Source organism: Sphingomonas telluris, assembly GCF_022568775.1.
Lineage (GTDB): Bacteria > Pseudomonadota > Alphaproteobacteria > Sphingomonadales > Sphingomonadaceae > Sphingomicrobium > Sphingomicrobium telluris.
Map to the genome: position 1 here is coordinate 2,088,681 of NZ_JAKZHW010000001.1, position 24,591 is coordinate 2,113,271.

27 protein-coding genes are annotated in these 24,591 nt (G+C 64.1%); 14 read left to right on the plus strand and 13 right to left on the minus strand.

Annotation, left to right across the window (positions count from 1 at the left end):
• Positions 1–84 precede the first annotated feature (84 nt).
• Positions 85–837, plus strand: a complete 753-nt coding sequence (locus LZ016_RS10620) for a Crp/Fnr family transcriptional regulator (protein ID WP_241447512.1) — start codon at positions 85–87, stop codon at positions 835–837.
• Between the two features lie 11 nt (positions 838–848).
• Here LZ016_RS10620 and pyrC read toward each other — a convergent pair whose 3' ends face one another.
• Complete coding sequence (pyrC, locus tag LZ016_RS10625; RefSeq protein ID WP_241447513.1) at positions 849–1,877, minus strand: dihydroorotase; 1,029 nt, start codon at positions 1,875–1,877, stop codon at positions 849–851.
• 29 nt (positions 1,878–1,906) lie between these two features.
• On the opposite strand from pyrC, the gene ygfZ reads away from it, so the two are divergent.
• Entirely contained in the window at positions 1,907–2,611 is a 705-nt protein-coding gene (gene ygfZ, locus LZ016_RS10630; protein WP_241447345.1) for a CAF17-like 4Fe-4S cluster assembly/insertion protein YgfZ, read from the plus strand.
• Here the strand turns inward: ygfZ and LZ016_RS10635 are convergent.
• From LZ016_RS10635 to LZ016_RS10645, 3 genes are all read right to left on the minus strand, one after another.
• A complete protein-coding gene (locus LZ016_RS10635) occupies positions 2,571–2,816 on the minus strand; it encodes a CBU_0592 family membrane protein (protein WP_241447346.1) in 246 nt (81 codons plus the stop codon). The two genes, ygfZ and LZ016_RS10635, sit on opposite strands and share 41 nt — an antisense overlap.
• 17 nt (positions 2,817–2,833) lie before the next feature.
• Complete coding sequence (acnA, locus tag LZ016_RS10640; RefSeq protein ID WP_241447347.1) at positions 2,834–5,512, minus strand: aconitate hydratase AcnA; 2,679 nt, start codon at positions 5,510–5,512, stop codon at positions 2,834–2,836.
• Between the two features lie 94 nt (positions 5,513–5,606).
• Complete coding sequence (locus tag LZ016_RS10645) at positions 5,607–6,587, minus strand: magnesium transporter CorA family protein (protein ID WP_241447348.1); 981 nt, start codon at positions 6,585–6,587, stop codon at positions 5,607–5,609.
• Positions 6,588–6,653: 66 nt separating this feature from the next.
• Here LZ016_RS10645 and LZ016_RS10650 point away from each other — a divergent pair, with 66 nt between their 5' ends.
• Both LZ016_RS10650 and LZ016_RS10655 read left to right on the plus strand, forming a co-directional pair.
• A complete protein-coding gene (locus LZ016_RS10650) occupies positions 6,654–7,247 on the plus strand; it encodes a DUF2585 family protein (protein ID WP_241447349.1) in 594 nt (197 codons plus the stop codon).
• Positions 7,248–7,277: 30 nt separating this feature from the next.
• Positions 7,278–7,802, plus strand: coding sequence for an acyloxyacyl hydrolase (locus LZ016_RS10655; protein WP_241447350.1), 525 nt, complete (start codon positions 7,278–7,280; stop codon positions 7,800–7,802).
• On the opposite strand, the gene LZ016_RS10660 is transcribed toward LZ016_RS10655, so the two are convergent.
• The 3 genes from LZ016_RS10660 to LZ016_RS10670 all read right to left on the minus strand — a co-directional run bounded on the left by LZ016_RS10660 (position 7,803) and on the right by LZ016_RS10670 (position 10,179).
• Positions 7,803–8,207 (minus strand): hypothetical protein, encoded by a 405-nt coding sequence (locus tag LZ016_RS10660; RefSeq protein WP_241447351.1) that lies wholly within the window; start codon positions 8,205–8,207, stop codon positions 7,803–7,805.
• On the minus strand, positions 8,207–9,598 hold the full coding sequence (gene fumC, locus LZ016_RS10665) for a class II fumarate hydratase (protein WP_241447352.1): 1,392 nt from the start codon (positions 9,596–9,598) through the stop codon (positions 8,207–8,209). The genes LZ016_RS10660 and fumC overlap by 1 nt, the downstream gene beginning before the upstream one ends.
• Positions 9,599–9,696: 98 nt before the next feature.
• Positions 9,697–10,179: an SspB family protein gene (locus LZ016_RS10670; RefSeq protein WP_241447353.1), complete on the minus strand. Its 483-nt coding sequence runs from the start codon at positions 10,177–10,179 to the stop codon at positions 9,697–9,699.
• A gap of 49 nt (positions 10,180–10,228) precedes the next feature.
• On the opposite strand from LZ016_RS10670, the gene LZ016_RS10675 reads away from it, so the two are divergent.
• Positions 10,229–10,606: a histidine triad nucleotide-binding protein gene (locus tag LZ016_RS10675; protein WP_241447354.1), complete on the plus strand. Its 378-nt coding sequence runs from the start codon at positions 10,229–10,231 to the stop codon at positions 10,604–10,606.
• 70 nt (positions 10,607–10,676) lie between these two features.
• Positions 10,677–12,251 (plus strand): amino acid permease, encoded by a 1,575-nt coding sequence (locus LZ016_RS10680; RefSeq protein ID WP_241447355.1) that lies wholly within the window; start codon positions 10,677–10,679, stop codon positions 12,249–12,251.
• A 50-nt stretch (positions 12,252–12,301) separates the two neighbouring features.
• Here LZ016_RS10680 and LZ016_RS10685 read toward each other — a convergent pair whose 3' ends face one another.
• The gene (locus tag LZ016_RS10685) at positions 12,302–13,297 is read right to left on the minus strand and encodes an adenosine kinase (RefSeq protein WP_241447356.1); all 996 of its coding nucleotides are present in this window, start codon (positions 13,295–13,297) and stop codon (positions 12,302–12,304) included.
• Between the two features lie 97 nt (positions 13,298–13,394).
• On the opposite strand from LZ016_RS10685, the gene LZ016_RS10690 reads away from it, so the two are divergent.
• A complete protein-coding gene (locus LZ016_RS10690; RefSeq protein ID WP_241447357.1) occupies positions 13,395–13,745 on the plus strand; it encodes a hypothetical protein in 351 nt (116 codons plus the stop codon).
• Here LZ016_RS10690 and queG read toward each other — a convergent pair.
• Positions 13,709–14,797 carry a tRNA epoxyqueuosine(34) reductase QueG gene (gene queG / locus LZ016_RS10695; protein ID WP_241447358.1) on the minus strand — a complete coding sequence of 363 codons (1,089 nt, stop codon included), beginning with the start codon at positions 14,795–14,797 and terminating at the stop codon, positions 13,709–13,711. The two genes, LZ016_RS10690 and queG, sit on opposite strands and share 37 nt — an antisense overlap.
• A 35-nt stretch (positions 14,798–14,832) precedes the next feature.
• On the opposite strand from queG, the gene LZ016_RS10700 reads away from it, so the two are divergent.
• Entirely contained in the window at positions 14,833–15,801 is a 969-nt protein-coding gene (locus LZ016_RS10700) for an ABC transporter ATP-binding protein (RefSeq protein ID WP_241447359.1), read from the plus strand.
• The gene (locus LZ016_RS10705; protein WP_241447360.1) at positions 15,798–17,000 is read left to right on the plus strand and encodes an ABC transporter permease; all 1,203 of its coding nucleotides are present in this window, start codon (positions 15,798–15,800) and stop codon (positions 16,998–17,000) included. The genes LZ016_RS10700 and LZ016_RS10705 overlap by 4 nt, the downstream gene beginning before the upstream one ends.
• An 8-nt stretch (positions 17,001–17,008) precedes the next feature.
• Here the strand turns inward: LZ016_RS10705 and LZ016_RS10710 are convergent, their stop codons facing one another.
• Both LZ016_RS10710 and LZ016_RS10715 read right to left on the minus strand, forming a co-directional pair.
• Positions 17,009–17,527 carry a PilZ domain-containing protein gene (locus LZ016_RS10710; protein WP_241447361.1) on the minus strand — a complete coding sequence of 173 codons (519 nt, stop codon included), beginning with the start codon at positions 17,525–17,527 and terminating at the stop codon, positions 17,009–17,011.
• Between the two features lie 80 nt (positions 17,528–17,607).
• Complete coding sequence (locus tag LZ016_RS10715; RefSeq protein ID WP_241447362.1) at positions 17,608–18,351, minus strand: isocitrate lyase/PEP mutase family protein; 744 nt, start codon at positions 18,349–18,351, stop codon at positions 17,608–17,610.
• Positions 18,352–18,435: 84 nt separating this feature from the next.
• Here LZ016_RS10715 and LZ016_RS10720 point away from each other — a divergent pair, with 84 nt between their 5' ends.
• The 3 genes from LZ016_RS10720 (at position 18,436) to LZ016_RS10730 (ending at position 19,886) form a co-directional block, all read left to right on the plus strand.
• Positions 18,436–18,978 carry a hypothetical protein gene (locus LZ016_RS10720; RefSeq protein ID WP_241447363.1) on the plus strand — a complete coding sequence of 181 codons (543 nt, stop codon included), beginning with the start codon at positions 18,436–18,438 and terminating at the stop codon, positions 18,976–18,978.
• An 18-nt stretch (positions 18,979–18,996) separates the two neighbouring features.
• On the plus strand, positions 18,997–19,497 hold the full coding sequence (locus tag LZ016_RS10725) for a hypothetical protein (RefSeq protein ID WP_241447364.1): 501 nt from the start codon (positions 18,997–18,999) through the stop codon (positions 19,495–19,497).
• 119 nt (positions 19,498–19,616) lie between these two features.
• Complete coding sequence (locus LZ016_RS10730) at positions 19,617–19,886, plus strand: hypothetical protein (RefSeq protein ID WP_241447365.1); 270 nt, start codon at positions 19,617–19,619, stop codon at positions 19,884–19,886.
• A gap of 90 nt (positions 19,887–19,976) precedes the next feature.
• On the opposite strand, the gene LZ016_RS10735 is transcribed toward LZ016_RS10730, so the two are convergent.
• Both LZ016_RS10735 and LZ016_RS10740 read right to left on the minus strand, forming a co-directional pair.
• Positions 19,977–20,780 carry a LytR/AlgR family response regulator transcription factor gene (locus LZ016_RS10735; protein ID WP_241447366.1) on the minus strand — a complete coding sequence of 268 codons (804 nt, stop codon included), beginning with the start codon at positions 20,778–20,780 and terminating at the stop codon, positions 19,977–19,979.
• On the minus strand, positions 20,777–21,958 hold the full coding sequence (locus LZ016_RS10740) for a sensor histidine kinase (RefSeq protein ID WP_241447367.1): 1,182 nt from the start codon (positions 21,956–21,958) through the stop codon (positions 20,777–20,779). The genes LZ016_RS10735 and LZ016_RS10740 overlap by 4 nt, the downstream gene beginning before the upstream one ends.
• Positions 21,959–22,042: 84 nt before the next feature.
• Between LZ016_RS10740 and LZ016_RS10745 the strand changes: the two genes are divergently transcribed.
• A complete protein-coding gene (locus tag LZ016_RS10745; protein ID WP_241447368.1) occupies positions 22,043–22,624 on the plus strand; it encodes an HD domain-containing protein in 582 nt (193 codons plus the stop codon).
• 9 nt (positions 22,625–22,633) lie between these two features.
• Positions 22,634–24,556, plus strand: coding sequence for a M1 family metallopeptidase (locus tag LZ016_RS10750; protein ID WP_241447369.1), 1,923 nt, complete (start codon positions 22,634–22,636; stop codon positions 24,554–24,556).
• Positions 24,557–24,591: the final 35 nt, after the last annotated feature.

Here is a 24,591-nt window from a genome sequence, read left to right on the forward strand (position 1 = left end):
TATGACATTCGTGAATAACCCCTGTTATAAGACATACCGCAGGCGTAATGACCTGCGTGTGAGTCGATGGGGCACCAGTTGAAAATGCTCGATTCCGTAGCCGAGCTAAATCCGCTCGAAGAGGCTTTTGCGGGCAATCTCCTGCTGAAGACCGTTTCTCAGGAAATCCGCGAACTCCTTCTGGCCGTCGGTGAACGGGTCGAGCTTCCGGTCGGCGAGCGCGTGCAGACGCGCGGGCAGGACGTTGAATGGAGCTACTTCCCGTTCGGGTCGACCATGATCTCACTGGTCGTCCAGCTGTCGGATGGTCGTTCCATTGAAGTCGCTTCGATCGGCCGTGAAGGGGCGGTCGGGGGAATCATCAGCTGCGGTCACGCACCGGCGTTCGGCGATGCGCGAGTCCAGGTTTCCGGCTCTGCGATGCGCGTGCCCATGGAAGCCATCGAGCGGGCGAAGCGGCAGTCGGGGTTCATCTCCAACATCTTCTGCCGCTACTCGGACTACCTCCTCGCGCAGGTTCAACAGTCGGCTGCCTGCAACGCGTTGCACCCCATCAACCAGCGTGCCGCGCGATGGCTGCTGACCGCGCAGGATCGCGCAGGCGATCGGATCGAACTGACGCAGGAAGCACTTGCGGGACTGCTAGGGGTCCAGCGGACGACCCTGAACGCGGTCGTCAGGACGTTGCAGGATGAGGGACTGATCACGATCAAGCGTGGCCGCATCATCGTGCTCGACCGTCGCGGCCTCGAACGGAACGCCTGCGAATGTTACGCAGCTGTCGAGAAACATTTCGCTGCGGTGATCGGCGAGTCCGGTTCAGGCAATAGCGGGTAAATGCGACTGAGTTAGTCGACGAAAGTCCAGCGCAGCTCCGAGCCCGCGTGAAATGGCGTCAGATCGATGTCCCCAACGCCCAAGCGATCGGGCACGTCATTCGCTTCCCGGTTAAGCGTCACTGTCCCCTCGTTCAGCGGCAGGCCGTAGAAGCGAGCGCCATGCTCGGACGCGAAGCCCTCCAGCTTGTCCAGCGCGCCCTCCTCCTCGAACACCTCCACGTAACTTTCGAGAGCGTACGGCGCGTTGAAGATCCCCGCGCATCCGCACGCGGATTCCTTCGCGTGACGTGGATGGGGAGCGCTGTCCGTGCCGAGGAAGAATTTGGGTGAGCCGGAGGTCGCGGCCGCGCGAACCGCAAGCCGATGCTTCTCCCGCTTCACGACCGGCAGACAGTAGGCGTGCGGCCTGAGCCCGCCGTGAAAGAGCGCGTTACGGTTGAGGTGAAGGTGCTGCGGAGTGATGGTCGCCGCGACATTCTCGGACGCATCCCGGACGAACTGAGCGGCTTCGGCCGTCGTGATGTGCTCGAGCACGATCTTGAGGTTCGGGAAGTCCCTCACCAACCCGGTCAGGATGCGGTCGATGAAGACCGACTCTCGGTCGAACACGTCCACGTCGGGGTCGGTGACCTCGCCATGGATGCACAGCACCATGCCGATCGTCTGCATCCGCTCAAGCGCTGGATAGATATTGCGAAGGTCCGTCACTCCGAAGGCGGAGTTGGTGGTCGCGTTGGCGGGATAAAGCTTCGCCGCTGTCCAGACATTGTCATTGAAGCCATGGTCGATGACCTCGGCGTCCGCGTCGTCCGTCAGGTAATAGGTCAGGAGTGGCGTGAACTCCCGGCCCGCCGCGTCCCAAATCCGCTCGCGATAATCGACGGCGGCTCCGAGTGTGGTGATGGGCGGGACAAGGTTCGGCATCACGATCGCCCGCGCGAACTGCCGGGCGGTGAATGGAGCGACCACGCGCAGCATGTCGCCGTCGCGCAGGTGAACGTGCCAATCGTCGGGGCGGCGGATGGTGAGGCTTTGCATCGTCACTGCGGGCTCCCTAACTGAAGCCCATGCCCGCGACCACCCTCACCGACCGCGCCCTCATCCGCCTCTCCGGCGATGACGTTCGCGGTTTCCTGCAAGGCCTAGTCACCAGTGACGTCGCCGCCGATTTGCCGGTGTGGACGGGGCTGCTGACGCCGCAGGGTAAGTGCCTGTTCGACTTCCTCGTCTGGGCCGATGGCGACGACCTGCTGCTCGACTGCGAGGCGAAGGCGGCCGACGACCTCGTAAAGCGGCTGACGGTGTACCGCTTGCGCCGTCCGATCCGCATCGAGCCCGATCCGTCACTGGCCATGCATTGGTCCCTGGATGACAACGAAGGCGTTCCCGATCCGAGGTTGCAAAACCTCGGCCGCCGCTGGCTTGCCTCGCAAGGCGAGCCTGCATCGGGATGGCTGGAGCATCGCCTCCGCCTCGGCGTCTGCGAAGGGCGGGCGGAGCTAGGCGACATCCTCTGGCTCGAATGCAACGCCGCCGAGCTGAACGGCGTCAGCTTCACCAAGGGCTGCTTCGTCGGGCAGGAAAACACGGCTCGCATGAATTGGCGGCAAAAGGTAAATCGCCGTCTAGTGGTCGTGCCCGCCACCGAAGCAGGTCCCCGCACCCGCGTGTTTTACGAGAACCTCGGGCTAGCCGTGGAGCATCGCCGGGTAGAGGACCTCGGCGATGCGATCATTCCGCCGTGGCTCGACCTCGCCGCCACAGCCGACTGAAGGCGATGGCGCCGATCAGCATCCAGATCACGTTCAAGGCAGCGGACGGCAGCGCACGATGCCACCATCCATTGATGGCGAACCCGGCCGCTCCGACGATATTCATGGCCTGATAGGCAAGCGACTGACCCGTCAGCTTGCCCATCGAAAGCAGCAGATAGGCGAGAAGGATGAGGATGGCGCCGGACCAGCCGGCGACCTCCACCGCGATCTCGACGGCGCTCAGGCCGCCAGCTTCCGCAGCACGTAGGGCAGGATGCCGCCCGACTTGAAATACTCCAGCTCGTTGTAGGTATCGATGCGGCACCGAGCCGTGAACGTGAACTCGCGGCTGTCGTCCTTGATGACCTGCACCGTGACGTCCTGGCGCGGCCTCAGCTCGCCGATCCCATCGATCGTATACTTCTCGGTGCCGTCGAGGCCGAGGCTGTCCGCACTCTCACCCGGCTGGAACTGAAGCGGGAGGACGCCCATGCCGACGAGGTTCGAGCGGTGAATACGCTCGAAGCTCTCGGCAATCACGGCCCGGACGCCGAGCAGGACCGTGCCCTTGGCCGCCCAGTCCCGCGAGCTGCCGGTGCCATATTCCTTGCCGGCAATGATCACGAGCGGACGGCCGTCCTGCTTGTACAGCATTGCGGCATCATAGATCGCCATGGTTTCGCCACTCGGCGCATACCGGGTGAAGCCGCCCTCTACGCCGTCGAGCATGCGGTTGCGGATGCGGATGTTGGCGAAGGTGCCGCGCATCATCACTTCATGGTTGCCGCGGCGTGAGCCGTAGCTGTTGAACTCGCCGCGGCTGACTTGGCGCTCCAGCAGGTATCGGCCCGCAGGGCTGTCCGGCTTGATCGCGCCCGCCGGCGAGATGTGGTCGGTCGTGATCGAGTCGCCGAACACCGCAAGCGGCCGGGCGCGTTCGATATCGCCTGGCGGAACCGGCTCCATCGTCATGCCCGTGAAGTACGGCGGGTTCTGGATGTAGGTGGAGCTCGCCGGCCAGCCGTAAGTGTCGCCACCCGAGACCGGAATTTTCTGCCAGCGCTCGTCGCCGCGATAGACGTCGGCGTAGCGATTACGGAACATGTCGGAATGGACGTGCGCATCGATCAGCGCACGGATTTCCTCGTTGGACGGCCAGATGTCCTTGAGGAACACGTCCTGCCCGTTGCGAGCCTTTCCGATCGGCTCGTGAGCCAGATCCGCACGAACCGTGCCCTTCAGGGCGTAGGCGACGACCAGCGGCGGCGAAGCGAGGTAGTTCGCGCGGCAGTCCGGCGACACCCGACCCTCGAAGTTGCGGTTGCCCGACAGGACGCTGACCGCAACCAGGTCGTTTTCGTTGATTGCCTTGCTGATCGCTTCCGGCAGGGGACCCGAGTTGCCGATGCACGTCGTGCAGCCGTAGCCGACAAGGTCGAAGCCGATGGCGTCGAGGTCTTCCTGCAGACCGCTCGCCTTCAGGTAATCCGTCACCACCTGACTTCCCGGAGCGAGGCTGGTCTTTACCCACGGCTTCGGCTCGAGGCCGAACTCGCGCGCCTTGCGGGCAACGAGACCGGCCGCAACCAGCACTGACGGGTTGGAGGTGTTCGTGCAGCTCGTGATCGCGGCGATGACTACGTCGCCATTGCCGACCTCGAATTCCTCACCCTCGACCGCAACGCGCGGGTCGTTATGCTTCTTGTAAGTCCCCTCCAGCTCAGCGTTGAACTGGTCGTCGACGTCGGAAAGCACGACGCGGTCCTGCGGACGCTTCGGGCCCGCGAGCGACGGCTCGATCGTGCTCATGTCGAGCTCAAGCGTGTCGGTGAAGACCGGATCCGGGCTGGAGCTGTCGCGCCAGAGGCCCTGCGCCTGGCAGTAGGCGCGCGTCAGCTCGATGTCCTCCTCGGGACGACCGGTCAGGCGCATATATTCGATGGTGCGGTCGTCGATCGGGAAGAAGCCGCAGGTCGCACCATATTCCGGCGCCATGTTGGCGATGGTCGCGCGATCAGCGACGCTCATGGTGTCGAGGCCCGGACCGTAGAATTCCACGAAACGTCCGACGACGCCCTTGGCGCGCAGCATCTGGGTCACGGTCAGAACGAGGTCGGTCGCCGTGATGCCCTCGTTGAGGGCGCCTGACAGGCGGAAGCCGACGACGTCCGGGATGAGCATGGAAACGGGCTGGCCCAGCATGGCAGCTTCCGCCTCGATGCCGCCCACACCCCAGCCGAGAACGCCAAGACCGTTGACCATGGTCGTGTGGCTGTCGGTCCCGACGAGCGTGTCGGGGAACGCGACCGTCTCGCCATTGTCGTCCTGATCCGACCAGACGCCGCGGGCGATGTGCTCCAGGTTGACCTGGTGGCAGATGCCCGTGCCCGGCGGGACGACCTTGAAGTTGTCGAACGCCTGGCTGCCCCACTTCAGGAACTCGTAGCGCTCGCCATTGCGGGCATATTCCAGCTCCACGTTGCGGTCGAACGCCTTTGGCGTGCCGAATTCGTCGACCATCACGCTGTGGTCGATGACGAGGTGAACGGGGACCAGCGGATTGATCTTCTGCGGATCGCCGCCGAGGTGCTTCATCGCATCGCGCATCGCGGCGAGGTCCACCACTGCGGGAACGCCGGTGAAGTCCTGCATCAGCACGCGCGCCGGGCGGTACTGGATCTCGCGGGAGATCGTCCGCTCCTTCTGCCAGTCAACCATCGCCTGGAGGTCGTCGCGTGTGACGGTCGCGCCATCCTCAAAGCGGAGCAGGTTCTCGAGCAGCACCTTCATCGAGAAGGGCAGATGGCTGACGTCGCCGAGCTGCGCCGCCGCCTTCGGCAGCGAGTAATAGAAGTAAGTTCGGTCCCCGATGGCCAGGCTTGAGCGAGTTTTGAGGCTGTCCTGTCCAGTCGGAATCATCGAAGGGGTCCTGTGTGCGTGTTTAGGTGGGGGCGCCCGCTAGATGGGCAGCGGGGAGGCCCTTAGCAATCACACAGGCAAGCGGCAAACGCGCCTAAATCCAGCCGCGGCGCTTCAGGTACCAGAGAGGCAGAACAGCGCTGGCGAGCATCAGCAGCAGAGCCATCGGATAGCCGAAGATCCACTTGAGTTCCGGCATATGCTCGAAATTCATTCCGTAGACGCCAGCAATCAGGGTCGGCGGAAGGAAAATCAGCGCCGCCCAGGAGAAGAGCTTCATCGCGGCGTTCTGTTCGATACTGATCAGGCCGAGCGAGGCGTCCAGCAGGAAGGTGAGGTTGTCGCCGAGGAACGCGCTGTGATCGGCTAGAGCCTTGGTGTCGCTGAGAAGCGCCTCGATGTGGCCCCGAATGCCATTCGCATCTGCCGAGTGGAGCCTATCGGAGGCGAGGAAGAAGCTCAGCAGTCTGGCCGTGCTGAGCCCCGTCACACGAATATGCGCCAGAAGCGACTGAGCCCGGCCGATCCGACTCAGCAGAGCAGTCAAGCGGTCCGCGGGAATCCGCCGTGCGTTCGGCTGACGGATGAAGATGTGCGTGGAAATCTTCTCGACCTCACGGCTCACTTCTTCAATCTCATCGGCAAGACGGTCAATGATCGAGTCCAGCAGATGGTATGTGGCTGTCAGAGCGTCCCGGACGAGGGACTTGTCCTGCCGCGCATGGTGCTGGAACGCGCGGATCGGCTTAGGCGTGACGTAGCGAACGGTGACCAGCCGATCGGAGGTCAGGACCAAGCCGATCGGATCGCTCTTGGGGTGTCCCTCCTCGACGCCGTAAAGGGCCGCCAAGGTCATGTAGAGCGCGCCATTCTGCTCGTAGAGCCTGCTCGACGGCTCGATCTCGCTCATGTCCTCCCGAGTGGGAACCTGGACGCGGACGCATTGCTCGACGAGTTTGTCCTCTTCCCGCGTGGGCTCTTCGAGATCGATCCAGGTGGCGTCGTCCGGGATCAGCTGGCCCTTGTTCGGATCGATGATGCTTCCATCGCAATTGGGGCCGTAGGCACGCAGCATGGCAGCGATTGATCGACCCTGCAGCAGTGCTTTGCAAGCCGCTTCGCTCTGCTAAGCCTAGACGGAATGAACCGAACCACGCGCACGGCAGTCGCCGCGCTCCTCATCCTCGCAGCGACGGCCGCGCTCCTGTTCCTGATGGGGCGGCCACCCATCTGCACGTGCGGCAAGATCGGCCTGTGGGTTGCCCAGGCGAACAGCTCGCGCACGAGCCAGATGCTGAGCGACTGGTACAGCCTCAGCCACGTCGTTCACGGGTTCCTATTCTTCGCGATCCTCTGGCTGGCGTTCCGCAAATGGCCGCTGGAACGTCGCTTCCTCGTGGCGCTGGCGATCGAGGCAGCGTGGGAGGTGGTCGAGAACACGCCGATGGTCATCAACCGCTATCGGGAGGAGACGGCCGCCCTCGGCTATACCGGAGACAGCGTCATCAATTCGATGTCGGACATCGCCATGATGGTGCTCGGCTTCTCGCTCGCGCGGAGACTGTCCGTACGCTGGTCTATCGCCATCGTCCTTGCGCTGGAGCTGATCCCCCTTTTCGTGATTCGCGACAATCTGACGCTCAATGTATGGATGCTTCTCGCGCCGAATGATGCAATTAAGGCGTGGCAGTCCGGAGGATCGGCTTCGGCACTCTTCTCGGCCTTTGCGCATTGAGGCCCTGACACACGCCTTGGGAGCATGACTTTGAAATTTATACGCGTCGCGATTCCGATCGGGATCGGACTCGCCTTCGCAACGCCGGCACATGCGGGCGAGATCATCGGCGGACTTTACGTCCATGACGTCGACACGTTCGTCACCATTGCCGGCGTCGAGCCAGGAGTGGACTTCCAGCTTGGCTATCGCGGCGGCCGCATTGGGAAGACGCCGCTCCAGCCGCACGTCTTCGTGGCCCTGAACTCGTCCGGCGCCACAAGCTACGCTGCGGCCGGCTTCTCAATGAAGTTCGGCGACAAGGTTTTCATCCGGCCTGGCGTCGGCCTGGCGATTCACAACGGATCGACCAAGGACTACCAGATCGAAGGGAATGACGAGCTGGAGTTCGGCACCCGCGTTCTGATCGAGCCGGAACTCGGGATTGGCGCCCGGGTGAACGACCGCCTGACGGTGGAGGCGAGCTGGGTCCACATGAGCCACGGCCAGCTATTCACCGACCAGAACCCCGGCATCGACAACCTCGGGATCCGCTTCGCCTACAAGCTGCGATAGCTAGTCGGGGCAGCGCGTCAGCTGCGGCGGCACGCCGCGCTGCAGCTTGTAAGGCCCCAGCACCTCGCCGTCCTCAAGCGTGACGGTCAGCATCATGTCGTCCTTCACCAGCGTGCCCGAATAGGTCGCCGGCTGAGAGCGGAAGATCTGCCCCACCTTGATTTGGCCGCTATGGCCGGTCCGGTAGGTGCCCTTGACGCTGAAAACGCCTTCCTTGGCATCGAAAATCGGCTCGTCGACCGTGCCGGAAGCGCAGTCGAAGTCGACCTTGCCACTGCCGCCTTCCAGCACGACGCCAACCTGCGGGCCCCCAAAATGGCCGTAGGCGGGTTTCAGGTCGGGCGCGATCGTATCGCACGCCGCCAAAGCCAACGGCAGCGCCACGAGAGCGAACCCTCGGCGCATCAGCGGCCGATCATGTTTTCGGCCTTCACCACACGGTCGAAGGTCTGTTCGTCCACCAGCCCCAGTTCCAAGCCCGCCTCCTTCAAGGTCTTGCCCGTCTTGTGCGCATGCTTCGCGATGGCTGCAGCATTGTCGTAGCCGATCTCCGGCGCAAGAGCCGTGACGAGCATGAGCGAGCGGCCCATTAGCTCGCTGATACGGTTCTCGTTGGCTTCGAGCCCGTCGAGCGTCCGCTTGGTGAAGCTCTCGGCGCCGACGCTGAGCAGGTTGATCGAGCGAATGACGTTCGCGCCAATCAAAGGCTTGAACACGTTGAGCTCGAAATGGCCCTGCATGCCGCCGACCGTCACGGCGACGTGATTGCCCATCACCTGCGCCGCGACCATCGTCAGCATCTCCGCCTGGGTCGGGTTGACCTTCCCCGGCATGATCGAGCTGCCCGGCTCGTTCTCCGGAAGGATCAGCTCGCCAAGGCCTGAGCGAGGCCCGGAGCCGAGTAGGCGAATGTCATTGGCGATCTTCGTCAGCGAGACGGCGATGACGTTCAGCACTCCGGACAGCTCGACCATCGTGTCGTGAGCCGCCATTTCGGCGAACTTGTTCGGCGCGCTGGTGAAGGGAAGGCGCGTCAGGTTCGCGATTTCCTTGGCGAACTCCTCTCCGAAACCCTTCGGCGCGTTGAGGCCGGTGCCCACAGCGGTACCGCCCTGCGCCAGCCGATAGACGCGCGGCATGACGCCCTCGACACGATCGATGTCGTCCGCGACCTGCTGGGCGTAACCGGAGAACTCCTGGCCGAGCGTCAGCGGGGTTGCATCCTGAAGGTGGGTGCGGCCGATCTTCACGATGCCATCCCAGCGCTGGGAAAGCTCCGACAGCTTCGCCTGTATCGTCCGAAGGGCCGGCAAAAGCCGTGAATTGACCGAACAGGCCGCTGCTACGTGGAGCGCCGTCGGGAAGCTATCGTTCGACGACTGCCCCTTGTTGACGTGATCGTTGGGGTGAACCGGCTCCTTGCCGCCACGATTGCCGGTCAGCTTTTCGTTGGCGCGGCCGGCAATCACCTCGTTGGCGTTCATGTTGGACTGCGTGCCGGAACCGGTTTGCCAGATGACCAGCGGGAACTGGTTGTCGAGATCGCCGCGCGCGACCTCCGCCGCGGCCTGCTGAATCGCCTCCGCGATGTTCGGGTCGAGCCCGCCGATGCGGGCGTTCACCCTCGCGGCCGCCTGCTTGATGAAGCCGAGGGCGTGGACGATCTCCAGCGGCATCTGCTCGCGGGGGCCGAAGGGGAAGTTCTCGATCGATCGCTCGGTCTGTGCCCCCCAATAGGAATCCGCCGGAACCTCGATCGGGCCAAAGCTGTCCGTTTCGGTGCGCGTCGTCTTCATGGAATCCCTCGCTCGAGGCCCGAATGCCGGGACGTTTCGAGGGCGCGCCTAGCGCCTAAAGGTATGGGGAAACAAGCGCGGCCCGCTGGCCGCCGCGGCTACTTCTTGCGCGTGAAGTCGACATTGACGACGTTGGAGCCGTCTTCGCTTGGCTCGCTGACCGGAGCGTCGTTCTCCGCTTCCTCATGCTCCTCGTGAAGCTCGTCGCCGCTATTCGCCTGGAATTTCAGGCTGAAGTCGACCGCCGGGTCGACGAAATCGGTTACGGCCGCGAAGGGAACGTGAAGCGTCGAAGGCACGCCTCCGAACGAAAGGCCGACGCTGAACCAGTCGTCCCCGACCTTGAGGTCCCAGAAGCGATGCTGAAGGACGATGGTCATCTCGTCCGGAAAACGTTCGATCAAATGCTTCGGAATGCTGACGTCCGGCATCTTCGTCTTGAACGTGATGTAGAAATGATGCTCGCCCGGCAGGGCGCCCGTCGCTTCCACTTCCCGCAGCACGCGGCCGACGACGTCGCGCAAAGCTTCCTGCACGATCTCGTCGTACGGAATGAGGCTTTCCGGAGTCTCGTCGCTCATATTCAAAGGTGGTAGCGAGGCAGCGCCCCCGGTCAAGCGGAGTCAGCGCATGCCGATCGATCCGACCCAACCCTATGACGACAATAATATCTTTGCCCGCATCCTTCGCGGAGAGCTGCCGTCAAAGACGGTTTACGAAGACGACTCCGCGCTCGCCTTCCACGACATCAATCCGCTCGCACCGGTCCACATCCTGGTGATCCCGAAAGGGTCCTACGTGTCCTGGGACGATTTCTCGCAGAAGGCATCGGACGCGGAAATCGCGGGCTTCATCCGCGCCGTCGGCAAGGTCGCGCGCGAAGAGGGACTTGTCGCGCAGGGGTACCGGGTGCTCGCCAACATCGGCATGCGCGGAGGCCAGGAGGTCCCGCACCTTCACGCGCACATCTTCGGAGGCGAGCCGCTCGGCCCGATGCTGGCGCGCTAGGGGGATTGCCCTCCTAGGCGGAGGCGCTAGGCTCCGCCCAAACACACACCGCCATCATAGGGGAGTCATAATGGCGACTGCCGCACCAAAGGGTGTGCTCGGGCGCATGATGCTGCGCAAGAGCGTTGCCCAGGTACAGGAAGAAACGCGGACCAGCGAGCTCAAGAGGTCGCTCGGTCCATGGAACCTCGTGTTCCTCGGCATCGGCTGCATCATCGGCGCCGGCATCTTCGTCCGCACGGGCAATGCCGCCGCGCTGCATGCAGGCCCGGCTGTCCTGATTTCCTACCTCATCGCCGGCGTCGTCTGCGCGTTCGCGGGCCTCTGCTACGCCGAGCTCGCCTCGACGCTGCCGGTCTCCGGCTCCGCCTATACCTATAGCTATACCACCATCGGTGAGTTCGCGGCGTGGGTGATGGGCGCCCTCCTGCTCCTCGAATATGGTCTCGCGGCATCGGTCGTGGCGGTGGGCTGGTCGGGCTACATGGTCAGCCTTCTCGGCGACATGGGCCTTCACATTCCGGTCGATTTGACGGGCCCAAGCGGCCATCCGATCATGGTCGACGGCGTCGCCACCGGCGGCACCTATCTCTTCAACCTTCCGGCGTTCCTGGTGTGCGGGGCGCTTGCTCTACTGCTCTGCATCGGCGTTTCGGAATCGGCGAAGTTCAACAACGTCATCGTCGCCATCAAGGTGACGGTGCTGGTCGCCTTCATCATTGTCGGCGGCTTCATCATCCTGAAGGACCTGCCCACCTACACGGTAAACTGGGACCCGTTCATCCCCGCGCCGACGGGTGAGAAGGGCGAGTTCGGCTGGAGCGGAATCCTTCGCGCCGCGTCGATCGTGTTCTTCGCTTACATCGGGTTCGAAGCCGTCTCGACCGCCGGCCAGGAAGCCAAGGATCCGGGCAAGGACATGCCGATCGGCATCATCGGCTCGCTGCTGGCCTGCACGGTGATCTACATCCTCGTCTCGATCGTCCTGACGATGGTCGTAAACTACAAGATGCTGAACGTGCCGGATCCGGTCGCGGTAGCCGTCGATGCCTTCGGTCCGCAGTGGGCATGGTTCGCCAAGACCATCAAGGTCGGCGCGATCATCGGCCTCACCTCGGTCATCCTCGTGCTGATGTACGGCCAGACCCGCATCTTCTACACGATGGCCCGCGACGGCCTCCTTCCGAAGCCGTTCGCCAAGGTCCACCCGAAGTTCCGCACGCCCTACATCAACACGATGCTGGTCGGCGTGATCGTCGCATGCGCGGCCGGCTTCTTCGACATCAACACGCTGGGCGACATGACCTCGGTCGGAACGCTCGCAGCTTTCGGCATCGTCTGCCTGACGGTGATCTGGCTGCGCCGTACCCATCCGGACATTCCGCGCGGCTACCGCGTGCCGCTGTATCCGGTGCTTCCGGCGCTCGGCATCCTCAGCTGCTTCGCGCTGATCTTCACGGTGGAGACACGCGTGTTGATCTTCTTCGCCTGGTACACGGGCGCGATGATCATTCTCTATTTCGTCTACGGCATGCGTAATTCCGAGCTGGCGAAGGGCCGCTTCGAAGCTGGCGAAGGCAAGTTCCCGCTGTTCCCGGAGGATGCTCCTCGGGACGAAAGCGGACAGCCTACCGTTCGCCCGTAAGGGCGACGGGGGTCGTGAGTTGAGGGCGGTCCTTCGGGGCCGCCCTTTTCTTATGCGAGAACCGCGCCTGCGAGCGCCTTGAGGTCCGCTTCTGGACGGGCTCCGTAGTGCTGGATGACCTCGGCGGCGGCGATGGCGCCGAGCGTCAGCGACTGTTCGAGGCTGAGGCCCTTGGCCTGCCCGGTCAGGAAGCCGGCTGCGAACAGATCGCCGGCTCCGGTCGTATCGACCAGCTTGTCGATCGGCTGCGCAGGCACATGTGCCCTGTCGCCGCGCTGGGTGGCGACGGCGCCATGCTCGCTGCGCGTGACGACGAGGGTTTCGACCTTGTCCTTGATCGCGCCGATCGCGGTGTCGAGGTGCGGGACCCCCCCCATGGCGAGGATCTCCGCCTCGTTCGCAAAGAGGATGTCGATGTGTCCGCCGTCGATCAGCTGGGTGAAGCCGTCGCGGTGGCGGTCTACGCAGAAGGTATCCGACAAGGTGAAGGCGACCTTGCGCCCCGCTGCGTGGGCGACCTCGATTGCGCGGACCATCGCGTTCCGCGGAACCTCTGGGTCCCAGAGATATCCTTCGAGGTAGAGGATCGCCGCGGAGGCAATCTGCTGCTCGTCGAGCGCCGTTGGCGGCAGGTGCTGCGCAGCGCCGAGGAAGGTGTTCATCGTACGGTGGCCGTCGGGTGTCACCAGCACCATCGAGCGCGCCGTAGGAACGCCGAAGTTTGCTTCCGGCGTCGTGAACTCGACGCCTGCCGCCGTCAGGTCGTGGCGATAGAACTGGCCGAGCTGGTCGGGCGCGACCTGTCCGATGAAGCCAGCGCGAGCGCCAAATGCCGCGATGCCGGCGGCCGTGTTCGCAGCCGATCCGCCGCTGATCTCGCGCGCCCGACCCATGTGCGAATAGAGCCGCTCGGCCTCTTCGGCGTCGATCAGCCGCATCGATCCCTTGGTCAGCCCCTCCTTTTCCAGGAAGGCGTCGGTCGTGTCGGAAATCACGTCGACGATGGCATTGCCGATGCAGAGCACGTCGAGGCGGCGTTCGGTCATTCTGAGATCCAAATCTGTCGGAGAAAGCGCGCGCCTAGCCGCGCGAAGGGCCAGCGGCAAGCTTGCCTCGCACGCTCGCCGCGGTCATGAAACGGCCATGCGCCGCATTCTTCCATTCGCCGCCGCTATGCTGCTTGCCGGCTGCGCCACTGCTCCCGAGCCCACCCCCGAGCCTCAGGCCCCTCCGCCGAAACCAGAGGTGAAGACCGATATCATGGGGCTCACTTCCGGCGAGCTCATCCAGCGTTTCGGTCAGCCGGCGCTGCAGGTGCGCGAAGGCCAGAGCCTCAAGCTGCAATTTCGCGGTCGGACCTGCATCCTGGACGCCTATCTCTATCCGCCCGTCGGAAGCGTTGGCGTCGAGAAGGTCCTGTCCGTCGATACGCGCCTTTCGAACGGGAGCGACACGCCTCAGGCGGCGTGCATTGCCTCGCTGACTCGCGGGTGAAGCCGCTCCATCGCCCAGGCGGCGGCCTCGGCGATGACCGGGTCGGCGTCGCCGAGATGATTGGCAACCGACGGCGCTAAGGCCGCGTCCCGGCTGTTCCCCGCGGAGATGAGGCAATTGCGGATCAACCGGTTGCGGCCGATCCGCTTGATTGGCGATCCCGCGAACATTTCGCGGAACGCCGCGTCATCGAGCTTCAGCAGATCGGCCAGGCTGGGTGCGACCAGCTCCGCCCTCGGGACGAAGGCGCGATTCGCGGCGGCTGCTTCAGCGAACCGATTCCACGGACAGACTGCGAGGCAGTCGTCGCAGCCGTAGATGCGGTTGCCCAGCGCTTCACGGAATTCGAGCGGGATCGGCCCGTCATGCTCGATCGTCAGGTAGGAGATGCAGCGCCGGGCATCGATGCGATGCTCCGGCCCGATGGCTTGCGTGGGGCAGGCATCGAGGCAGCGGGTGCAGCTTCCGCAATGCACGCCCTGCTCCGCCGGGGCGTCGGGCTCCAGCTCCAGCTCGGTCAGGATCACCCCGAGGAACAGCCAGCTTCCGTGCTCGCGGCTGACGACGTTCGTGTGCTTGCCCTGCCACCCGATGCCCGCCGCCTGCGCCAGCGGCTTCTCCATCACCGGCGCCGTGTCGACGAAGACCTTCAGCTCGCTCGGAGCGGCATCGACGATGAAGCGCGCGAGCGCCTTCAGCGCATTCTTGACCGTCTTGTGATAGTCGCCGCCCTGCGCATAGACCGAAATCCGGGCTCGATCCGCCTGATCAGCAAGCGCCAACGGGTTCCTCGCAGGCGCGTAGCTCATGCCCAGCGCGATCGCCGACTTCGCTTCGGGCCACAGCGCTTGGGGCGAGACGCGATGGTGCGCCCGCTCCTCCATCCAGCCCATGGTTCCGTGATGGCCGGCCTCCAGCCAGCGCCTCAGGTCGATGCCCGCGACGTCCGCCCCATCGGCACGCGCAAAACCGCAGGCAACGAAGCCGAGGCGTTCGGCTTCGGCGCGTATTGCGTCCTTGAGGGTTTGGCCCCTATCCACAGGCGGCGCCATACACTGCATATTGTGGCTTTCTGTAGGGAATTCCGGTGCTTCGACAGGTTTCGGCCAAAATCTGGTCTGGCGATCTCGCCGTCGAAGCCCGTCACCTCGTCAAGGATTTCGCCGAGAAACGCGCGGTCGACGGGGTCAGCCTGGAAGTGCCGACCGGAACCATCTTCGGACTCCTCGGACCGAACGGCGCGGGCAAGACGACCACGCTCCGGATGCTGCTGGGAATCATCGAACCGTCGGAGGGCGAGCGCTGCGTTCTCGGCCACACACGGCCGATCGAGGCTGCTCATCAGATCGGCTATCTGCCGGAGGAGCGCGGCCTTTATCCGTCGATGCACGCGCGGGAGGCGATCGCCTTCCTCGGCGCGCTGCGGGGCATGCGCTTGTCCGATGCGCGGCGGCGCGCCGACGAACTGCTCAATGAAAATGGTCTTTCGGACTGGGCGCGGAAGCCGATCCGCACCTTGTCGAAGGGCATGGCGCAGACCGTGCAGGTGCTCGGCACCCTCATCCACGAGCCACAGCTCATCGTTCTCGACGAGCCCTTCTCGGGTCTCGACCCGATGAACCAGGGCAAGCTTGAACGGATCATCCGCGACCGTGCCGAGAACGGCACGACCATCATCTTTTCGACCCACGTCATCGCTCACGCCGAGCGGCTGTGCGAGCGAATCGCCATCATCGCCGCCGGCAAGGTCGCCTTCGAGGGCCGGGTGGACGAGGCGAGAGCCCGGCTCCGTCCGATCGTCCGCCTGCGCACGCGAGCGAGCGAGGGCGCATGGCGCTCCTCCTTTCCCGAAACTGCGCGCTGCGATCGCGGCGAATGGGTCTTCGAACTTCCCGAGTCCGGGCCCGAGCCCCTCCTGAAAGCGCTGATCGACGGCAACGCGGGTATCGAAACGCTGGCGATCGAGCGGCCAGGACTGCACGAGGCCTTTGTCGCCATCGCGGGCGATGCGACCGCCCGGGCGATGGATGAGCCGCCACCGGAGGTCGCGCCATGAGAGAGCTTCTTCGCGCCGCCTTCGTGATCGCCCGCCGCGACTTCACGGCGACGGTCCTGTCGCGCGCCTTCCTGCTGTTCCTGCTCGGACCCTTCTTTCCCGTCCTGATGATCCTTGTCTTCGGCGCGGCGACCGCGCCGATGGGCGACGTCAACGAGAAGCCGACCGTTGCAGTCATCTCGTCGGCTGCGGAGTTCGAGGCGCTGGAGCAGGCGCGGCAACGGCTGGATGAGGCAATCAGTCCGGCGACCCTGGTCAACATCGCGCACGTCGAGCCGACCGGCGACCCGCAGCAGGCGGCAAACGTGTTGCAGGCGAGGAAGCCAGGCTATGTCGCTGTCCTTGTCGGCGGTCTCGATGACCCGCGGCTTGTCGGCAGCGTCGGAGCCGCCAGCGGGACCGCGAGGCAAATGCGCGTCTTCATCGCCGAGGCCCGGCGGCACAGGGAATCGAACGGACCGGTGAACCTCCCTGTGCTCCGGACGGAGCAAGCGCCAGCCGTTCCGGCGGGAGCGCAGGCCATGACCGCGAGAGGCGGCCAGTCGTTGCTGTTCCTGCTGACGCTGCTGCTCGCGGGCATGCTGCTGTCCCAGCTGATCGAAGAGAAATCGAACAAGGTCATCGAGGTGCTCGCGGCCGCCGTGCCCGTCGACTCGATCTTCCTCGGCAAGCTGCTGGCGATGCTCACGGCATCGCTCGTCGGCATCGCTGTCTGGACATCGGTCGGCGCAGCGGTGATCGCCGCAGTTTCCAGCCATGGGCTGCAGAACCTGCCGGTGCCAGCGGTGGGATGGCCCGCGTTCATCCTGCTTGGCCTCGTCTATTTCGCCATGAGCTACCTTCTGCTTGGCGCCATCTTCCTTGGCATCGGCGCGCACGCGTCGAGCGCCCGTGAGGTCCAGACCTTGTCGATGCCCGTGACCATGGCTCAGGTCGTCATCTTCGCTTTGGCGTCGGTGGCGGTGGGCCAGCCGGACAGCACGAAGGCGATGGCGGCCGCGGCGTTCCCGCTGTCCTCGCCCTACGTGATGATCGCGCGAGCCGCCGAAGTGCCGGGGCTTTGGCCGCACCTTGTGGCAGTCGCTTGGCAATTGCTCTGGGTTGCCCTGTTCCTGCGGGTTGCCTCGGGCGTCTTCCGCAAGAGCGTGCTCAAGTCCGGCCGCGTGAAGGTAAAGCCGCGCAAGCCCGCGAGGGCCTAGGCGAATCCTCAATTCGCCGGGTCGGTCGACCTGTCGAGCATGACCGGCGCGGAGAAGGCGAGTCCGACGAGGCCGTCCTCAGCCCACTTCACGACTGCCGGCACGAGAATGCCGCCCTCGAAGCGGACGAAGACGTCCGCGCCCGGACCCAGATCCGGAACGCCGCCGCCCATCGCGCCGCCCTCCGAGATGTTGTGCAGCGCGAAGCTGGTTGGAGAACCGTCGATCAGGAGTTGCAGGTTGCGGCCCTTGGCCGGCATCCGCTCGTGGCGGCGTTGATTGGCCGTGCCGGCGGGACGCCTGCCGACGCTCACACCCCCGGAATCGTCGTGGCGCGCTTCGGCAAGTGGAACTGCCGTTCCGCAGAAGCCGCACTCGGCGCTGACGCGACCGACGAACCATTGCGACCGCCCGCAGCCGGGGCAATGGTTGGACGCGTTCGCTCGATAGACGATGTGATGGCCACGATTAGCCAGGGTCGCCGAAAACGGGACCGAAGCCCGTTCGAAGACCATTACCTGTGCCATCCTTCGTGCCCTCCCCAAGCGAGCGTCAAAGCTCAGTGTGTACGCTCAGGGAATTGCCGAGAGATTACCGCGAGGTGGAATTAAGCGATTGCCTCGCGGGCCATTTCTTCGAGCTTCGTCATCAGCGCGCGATGCGGGAACGGCCCATGGCTGATGCGCGCAACACCCGCATCCGCCCATTCCTGCTTCGGCGGAGCGCCGGGGAACGCGATGAGGTTGAGCGGCAGAGGAACCTCGCGAACGACTCGCTCGATGTGACGGCTGTCGGCCATCCGAGGAACGAAGAAGCCGCTCGCGCCTGCGTCGGCGAAGGCCTTCCCGCGGCGGACCACCTCGTCGATCAGCGCGTCGTCGTAGGTCTGCGTCTTCAGGAAGGCGTCGGTGCGGGCATTGATGAAGAAGGCGTCGCCCACGGCGCTGCGGATCGCCTGGATGCGGCGCACCTGCAGGTCGAGCGGGTGAAGGCCCTCACCGCCGATTACCTGGTCCTCGAAGTTGCAGCCGATCGCGCCGGTCGCCGCCAGGCGAACGACGTTTGCGGCTCCCTGATCGGGGTCGTCGGAATAGGCTCCCTCGAAGTCGACGGTCAGCGGTAAGTCAGTGGAGTCGGCAATGCGCTTCGCATTGGCGAAGACGAATTCGATGGGAACGCCTTGGCCGTCCGGCCAGCCAGCGGCATCCGCAACCGGGTGGCTGCCGGTCGCGAGAGCCTTGGCGCCCGCTTTCACGACCGCGGCAGCGCTTCCGACGTCCCAGATATTATAGAGAATCACGGGGTGGCCGGGCACGTGCAGCGCGGCGAACGTCTCGAATTTGGAAGCCATGGCCGGGCCCATACCAGCAATCCTGCGAGGTCGAAACAAAGCCGCTCTTTGAAGCGTTAGCGAGCGGACAGACAGGGGAAAGTTATGACACGCGTACATGTGGCAATTCCGCTGGCGGCGCTCGCGCTGCTCGCTGGCTGCAAAACCAACGACATGACCGATGGAGTAAAGAGCGCGGGAAGCGCTGTTGCGGACGGCGTGTCCGACGTCGCAAGCGCCGGAACCTCGCTCATCAACGTCAACCTCAGCAACGTCCTCAACGATCTGGCGCTCGACCTCAAGATCGACAAGGCCAACATCCCAATCAACGCGCAGATCCCGATCACTGTCGCCGCGAATGTGTGCGGCGTATCGATCAACATTCTATCGATCGGCGCCGGCGGCGGTTCGAGCAAGGGCTGCACCGCGACCACGACGTCGCCCGAGCTGACCCAGGCCGTCCAGCAGCAGCTCGCCGCGAACGGTTCGGTCGGTGGTGGCGCTCAGACGACGACAGGCTCCAGCACGGGCACGACTACGGGCACTACGACCGGAACGACGACCAGCACGGGCACAACGACCGGCACCGGCACGACGACCGGTACGACGACGAGTCAGCCGGATCCCAACACCCAACCGCCCCAGTAATTTTCGGGAGGAATCAGAATGACCAAGGCATGGAAGTTTGCCGCCCTCGTGGCGTCCGTTGCGATGGTGTCGGCGTGCAAGACGACGGGTGATACCGCCCCCGCGAGCGCGAGCGGCGCGGGCTCCGCAAGCACTTCGGGCAGCACTGGCACGACCACTGGCGGCACCGCGGGATCGACAGGCGGCAGCACCGGCACCGGCAGCGGTTCGGGGTCGGGAAGCATCCCGACCCTCGTCAACGTGAACCTTCAGAACGTGCTCAACGATTTGTCCGTGTCGCTGCAGGTGAACCGCGACAGCATTCCAGTGACTGCGCAGGTCCCGGTCGACGTCGCGGCGACCGTGTGCGGCGTTTCCGTCGATGCGCTGGCCGCCTCCGTCGCCAGCGGCAATGCGACCTGCACCGCCACCACCTCGAGCCCTCAGCTCACCCAGGTCGTTCAGCAGCAAATCTCAACCGGCGGCTCCGTAACTGGCGGCGATCAGAACACGAATGTCCCGCCTCCGCCGGGCAACTGAGCCTGGCAGGCGAAGAAAAACGTTGCGTTTCTGGAACAGAGGACGGCAGTAAGCGTATTGCTGTCTCCGAGAGCTTAGCCGCCTCGGTGCGGCTCTCACCATAACGGGGAAGAGTATTCATGAAGAAAATTTCGACCGCCATCGCAATCGCCGTGGGTGTTGTTTCTCTGTCGGCGTGCAAGCAAAGCCCGCAGGAGCAGGCTGCCGACAACATCGAGGCGAATGCCGAGAACACGGCCGACGCGATCGAAGCGAATGCCGACAACGTACCCGGCGTGACGCTCAACGACACTGCCGACAACGCTGCCGACGCAGTTCGCGCCGAGGGTGAGAATGCTGCCGACGCAGTTCGCAACGGTGCGGACGCCGACGGCAACAGCACCAACTAAGTCCAATCGAACCACTCGCACGCAGGTGGTTCGAGAAGGGGCGCTCCCTCGCGGGAGCGCCCCTTATCTTTTTTGGGCAATCAGTCCGGCTTAGTGAACGAAGCGGGCGACCACGTCGCGGTACGACCGGCTGACTTTCACCTGCGCACCTGAATCAAGCACCAGGAAGCATTCGCCGTTGGTGTGCGGCTTCACCTGCCGAACCAGATCCAGATTGACGATGGTCGAACGGTGCACTCGCTGGAAGCGGCGCGGATCGAGGCGCTTCTCCAGATCCTTCATCGTCTCGCGCAGGATGAGCGTGTTGTCGCCAGTCTGGATGCACATGTAGTCGCCGGCGGCATCGATCCGCTCGATCGTGTCGACATCGACCCGGAAGATCTGGCCCTGATCCTTGATGTTGATCATCTTCTCGAAACGCTCGGGAGCCGGCCCCTCAGGCGCAGCGTCCGCCAATTCCTCGGCCGCGGCCGGAGCATGTTCGGCAAGCACTTCCTTCAACCGCTCGTTTTCGCCGGCGCTGCGCTTCTCGGATAGCCGCTGGCGCACCCGTTCCAGGGTCGCCGACAAGCGGTCCTCGTCAACGGGCTTCATCAGATAGTCGACAGCCTGCGCTTCGAACGCGCGCAAGGCATGGTCGCCGTAGGCCGTGACGAAGACGAACAGCGGCGGTTCGACGTCCATCAGCCCCTGGATGACGGAAAAGCCGTCGAAACCCGGCATCTGGATGTCGAGGAAAACGAGATCAGGCTTGTGGGTCTTGATGGCCCGGATCGCCTCCCGCCCATTGGCCGCGGTCGCGACCACTTCGACATCGTCGTGGGCTTCAAGCCGCAGCTGAAGTCCCTGGGTCGCAAGCGGCTCGTCGTCGACGAGCACGGTGCGGATGGTCATGAGTCTCTGTCTCCGGTTTCGTAGGGAATTTCTAAGATAACGCTGAAGCCCCCCTGGTCGTTCTGTCTGGTCGTAAAGCCGTGCGTCGCGCCATAGGCCTGCGCCAGACGGTCGCGAATGTTCGCCAGTCCGACCCCGGTCGATGGCGAGGCCGCAAGGTCCGACCCTTCGCCGCTGCCATTATCCGCGACTTCGAGACGCACAGCCTGTCCCTCGCGGCTAGCGGTGATCCAAATGTCCGCCCCATTCTCGCTCGGGGTCACGGCATATTTGATCGCATTTTCGATCAGCGGCTGCAGCAGCAGCGAGGGCAGGCGGGCCCCGATCGTGTCCGCATCGATGCGGAAATGGGGCCGCAGCCGATCCTCGAACCGCATCTTCTCGATTTCGAGATAGAGCTTCAGGGTCTCGACCTCCTGCGCCAGCGTCACCTTCGCGGTCGGCTCGTTGGCGAGCGTGTAACGCAGGAAGGAGGAAAGACGGGCCAGCATCGCGTTCGCCCGCTCCGTCTGCTTCAGCAGCACCAAAGTCGAGATCGAGTTCAGCGTGTTGAACAGGAAGTGCGGGTTGAGCTGATAGCGCAGCATCGCGAGCTGCGCCGTCGAGGCCTGGCTTTCCAGCCGCTCGCGCTGCTTGATCTCCCCTTCAAGCAGCAGGAAGTAATTGATGCCATAGTAGAGCGCTGCCCAGGCGGCGAGAAGTGCGAAGTTCAGTAGGATGGCGCCGAAGTAAGCGACGCCCGTCGGCCTCAGGCCCGGCTTCAGGAATGTCGCAACGCTCCACGTCTCGATGATCGAGAAGATCGCCGACGCCAAAATCACGACAGCAAGGGACAGGACCAGGGTGAAGAGCGGTCGCATGGCGATGAGGCGCCGGAACAGCGACCCCATCAACAGGGTCAGCGAATAGCCGGTCGCCGTCAGCAGCGCGGTGTGGATGATCCAGATCGCGCCCATGCTGTTGGCGAAGCCCGACAGCGAGCGTAGGATGAAGTAGCCGGTCCAGCCCGCGCTCTGCAGGATCCAAAATGCGCGGTTCTTGTCGTCGAAGAAGGGCTGATCGAGCCCGATTCCGCGCGCGATCGGCGCCGCAGGCGAGCGAACTGCCGCCGTGTCCGACGTCCTTCGTCCGCTCCGCAAGGGAGCCCGAGCCTTCAATGCCGCGCTATCGGTGGCCATTCGCGATCCGATATAAGCAGGCAATTCGGCCATTGCGAGCGATGGCCGCTCGCGGCATTCCCTTCCGCCACGGGAGAAACACGGATGAACGAAGAAGCTTCACGCGCGAGCTTCCGCAGCATGGACGAAGGCACGCAAGCCGACTGGGCCATCATCGGCAGCCATTTCTTCCCTTACGCACAAGGCCTCGCCGATCGCGTCCTGGGGCATTTGAAGCTGCTCGATGGGGATTACGGCGGCTTCCCGGTCGATCGCCTGCAGCACTCCCTGCAGACCGCGACGCGCGCCCACCGCGGAGGCGAAAGCGAGGATTATGTCGTAATGGCGCTGCTCCACGACATCGGCGACACGCTCGGCAGCTACAATCATCCCGACATCGCGGCGGCGATCCTCAAGCCGTTCATGGACGAGCGGCTGCACTGGATGGTCGAGCATCACGGCGTGTTCCAGGGCTATTACTTCTTCCACTACATCGGCCTCGACCGCGACATGCGGGAGGCGTTCCGGGGTCACCCCCACTTTGAAGACACGGCGCGGTTCTGCGAGATCTATGACCAGACGGCGTTCGATCCGGACTATCAAAGCGCGCCGCTGGACTTCTTCGAGCCGATGGTCCGCCGCGTCTTCGCGGCACCGAAGCGCTCGATCTACGTTACCGCCGAATAAGGATCCTCAATGATTTCGTTCCGAACCGCCGTTGCGGCGGCCGCTCTGCTGCTGAGTGCCTGCCAGTCCTCGGAAGACAACACGACCGCCTCGTCGAATGCTGCGGAGCCGAAGGAGGTGCAGATCGCCCCGGTTTTGACCACGCCGGACGCGCTTGATCCCGCGAGCTACGCGAAGCCGCTGGAGGCGCGGGTCTATCACGTCGGTCTCGATCTCAGTGTCGACTTCGACACCAAGCGCATCGGTGGGACGGCGAAGCTGGACATCGACCGCAAGCCCGATGCCAAGGAGATCGTCCTCGACGACAAGGGTCTGGAGATCGAAAGCATCACAGACGGGTCCGGCGAGCCGTTGACCTGGAAGGTGGGCACCGGCGATCCCAGTCTAGGCGCGCCGCTCATCGTCGCGCTGAAGCCGGACACGAAGCAACTCGTCATCAAGTACAAGAGTGCGCCGGACGCAGGAGCGCTCCAGTGGCTCACGCCCGAGCAGACAGCCGGAAAGAAGAAGCCATACCTCTTCAGCCAAGGTCAGGCGATCGAGAACCGTAGCTGGATTCCGACGCAGGATTCGCCGGGTATCCGACAGGCATGGGACGCGACGATCCGCGTCCCCGCCGGCCTGACCGCTGTGATGAGTGCGCCCCGTTCATCCGAGCCGATGACCCAGGGCGGAGAGAGCATCTTCAGCTTCCGCATGGAGCACAGCGTCGCGCCCTACATGATCGCGATCGGCGTCGGCGATCTCGCGTTCAAGTCGCTCGGGCCGCGCACGGGCGTGTGGACCGAGCCGGTCATGCTCGACGCCGCCGCGAAGGAGTTGTCCGACACCGAGAAGATGGTGAGCGCGGCCGAGAAGCTCTATGGACCCTATCGCTGGGGCCGCTATGACCTGCTCGTCCTGCCTCCTTCCTTCCCGTTCGGCGGGATGGAGAACCCGACGCTGACCTTCCTCACGCCGACCTTCATCGCCGGCGACAAGAGCCTCAACGGCCTAGTCGCGCATGAGCTGGCGCACAGCTGGTCAGGCAATCTCGTCACCAATGCGAACTGGGCCGACAGCTGGCTCAACGAAGGCGTAACCTCGTACTTCGAGAACCGGATCATGGAGGAGCTCTACGGTCCCAAGCGCGCATCACAGGAAGCAGCGCTCAGCTTCGATGATATGGAGAAAGCCTTCGCCGAAGAGGGCCGCAACGCGCCGATCACATCCCTGCACTTGCCCCCGAAGGAAGCACGACCGGACGGCGGCGCAGGCGGAATCATCTACGACAAGGGCGCCGATTTCCTGCGCACCATCGAAAGGATTGTCGGGCGCGAGAAGTGGGATGCGTATCTCCGCTCCTATTTCGACCGCCATGCCTTCCAGCCGATGACATCCGCGCTGTTCCTGGCGGACGTGCGGCAAAACCTGGTGAAGGGCGACAAGGCGCTCGAGCAGAAGCTTCAGCTCGACAATTGGATCTACAAGCCAGGCCTGCCCTCGAACGCCGCGTTGCCGGACCCGAAGGCCTTCGCGACGGTGGATAGGGCCGTGAAGGCCTTTGCCGGCGGAAGCCCGGCCCCCGCAGCCTTCAGCGGCTGGACGACGGCCGAGAAGTTGCGATTCATTAACAAATTACCGCGGAAATTGTCGACGGCGCGCCTGACGGAGCTCGAAAACAAGCTGAAGCTCAACGAGGCTGGCAACCAGGAAGTATTGTTCGCCTGGCTCAATCTCGCCGTCGCCAATCGCTTCGATCCTGCCGTACCCGCGCTTGAGCACTTCCTGACGACACAGGGCCGCCGCAAGTTCGTAAAGCCGCTAATTCAATCACTTGCCGAGGATCGGCAGTGGGGAAGGCCCATCGCAGCGCGCGTTTATGGAGAGGCCCGGGCGTCCTATCACCCGGTAACCCAGCGCGATTTGGATAAACTCAAGTTAGCCGAATAGTCGGTGGCCCCTTAACCGCCTCTCAACCCTCTTCG

What these genes read in the sequence shown, in the direction of transcription:
- LZ016_RS10645 (WP_241447348.1), bottom strand. Translation starts at nt 6,587, where the DNA reads ATGCTGCGTGCCTACGGCCCCAATTGCGATGGAAGCATCATCGATCCG.
- LZ016_RS10745 (WP_241447368.1), top strand. Translation starts at nt 22,043, where the DNA reads ATGAACGAAGAAGCTTCACGCGCGAGCTTCCGCAGCATGGACGAAGGC.
- LZ016_RS10660 (WP_241447351.1), bottom strand. Translation starts at nt 8,207, where the DNA reads ATGCGCCGAGGGTTCGCTCTCGTGGCGCTGCCGTTGGCTTTGGCGGCG.
- LZ016_RS10675 (WP_241447354.1), top strand. Translation starts at nt 10,229, where the DNA reads ATGCCGATCGATCCGACCCAACCCTATGACGACAATAATATCTTTGCC.
- ygfZ (WP_241447345.1), top strand. Translation starts at nt 1,907, where the DNA reads ATGCCCGCGACCACCCTCACCGACCGCGCCCTCATCCGCCTCTCCGGC.
- LZ016_RS10750 (WP_241447369.1), top strand. Translation starts at nt 22,634, where the DNA reads ATGATTTCGTTCCGAACCGCCGTTGCGGCGGCCGCTCTGCTGCTGAGT.
- LZ016_RS10710 (WP_241447361.1), bottom strand. Translation starts at nt 17,527, where the DNA reads ATGGCACAGGTAATGGTCTTCGAACGGGCTTCGGTCCCGTTTTCGGCG.
- LZ016_RS10725 (WP_241447364.1), top strand. Translation starts at nt 18,997, where the DNA reads ATGACCAAGGCATGGAAGTTTGCCGCCCTCGTGGCGTCCGTTGCGATG.
- fumC (WP_241447352.1), bottom strand. Translation starts at nt 9,598, where the DNA reads ATGAAGACGACGCGCACCGAAACGGACAGCTTTGGCCCGATCGAGGTT.
- acnA (WP_241447347.1), bottom strand. Translation starts at nt 5,512, where the DNA reads ATGATTCCGACTGGACAGGACAGCCTCAAAACTCGCTCAAGCCTGGCC.
- LZ016_RS10730 (WP_241447365.1), top strand. Translation starts at nt 19,617, where the DNA reads ATGAAGAAAATTTCGACCGCCATCGCAATCGCCGTGGGTGTTGTTTCT.
- LZ016_RS10740 (WP_241447367.1), bottom strand. Translation starts at nt 21,958, where the DNA reads ATGGCCACCGATAGCGCGGCATTGAAGGCTCGGGCTCCCTTGCGGAGC.
- LZ016_RS10670 (WP_241447353.1), bottom strand. Translation starts at nt 10,179, where the DNA reads ATGAGCGACGAGACTCCGGAAAGCCTCATTCCGTACGACGAGATCGTG.
- LZ016_RS10650 (WP_241447349.1), top strand. Translation starts at nt 6,654, where the DNA reads ATGAACCGAACCACGCGCACGGCAGTCGCCGCGCTCCTCATCCTCGCA.
- LZ016_RS10690 (WP_241447357.1), top strand. Translation starts at nt 13,395, where the DNA reads ATGCGCCGCATTCTTCCATTCGCCGCCGCTATGCTGCTTGCCGGCTGC.
- LZ016_RS10620 (WP_241447512.1), top strand. Translation starts at nt 85, where the DNA reads ATGCTCGATTCCGTAGCCGAGCTAAATCCGCTCGAAGAGGCTTTTGCG.
- LZ016_RS10680 (WP_241447355.1), top strand. Translation starts at nt 10,677, where the DNA reads ATGGCGACTGCCGCACCAAAGGGTGTGCTCGGGCGCATGATGCTGCGC.
- pyrC (WP_241447513.1), bottom strand. Translation starts at nt 1,877, where the DNA reads ATGCAAAGCCTCACCATCCGCCGCCCCGACGATTGGCACGTTCACCTG.
- LZ016_RS10715 (WP_241447362.1), bottom strand. Translation starts at nt 18,351, where the DNA reads ATGGCTTCCAAATTCGAGACGTTCGCCGCGCTGCACGTGCCCGGCCAC.
- queG (WP_241447358.1), bottom strand. Translation starts at nt 14,797, where the DNA reads ATGGCGCCGCCTGTGGATAGGGGCCAAACCCTCAAGGACGCAATACGC.
- LZ016_RS10735 (WP_241447366.1), bottom strand. Translation starts at nt 20,780, where the DNA reads ATGACCATCCGCACCGTGCTCGTCGACGACGAGCCGCTTGCGACCCAG.
- LZ016_RS10685 (WP_241447356.1), bottom strand. Translation starts at nt 13,297, where the DNA reads ATGACCGAACGCCGCCTCGACGTGCTCTGCATCGGCAATGCCATCGTC.
- LZ016_RS10705 (WP_241447360.1), top strand. Translation starts at nt 15,798, where the DNA reads ATGAGAGAGCTTCTTCGCGCCGCCTTCGTGATCGCCCGCCGCGACTTC.
- LZ016_RS10720 (WP_241447363.1), top strand. Translation starts at nt 18,436, where the DNA reads ATGACACGCGTACATGTGGCAATTCCGCTGGCGGCGCTCGCGCTGCTC.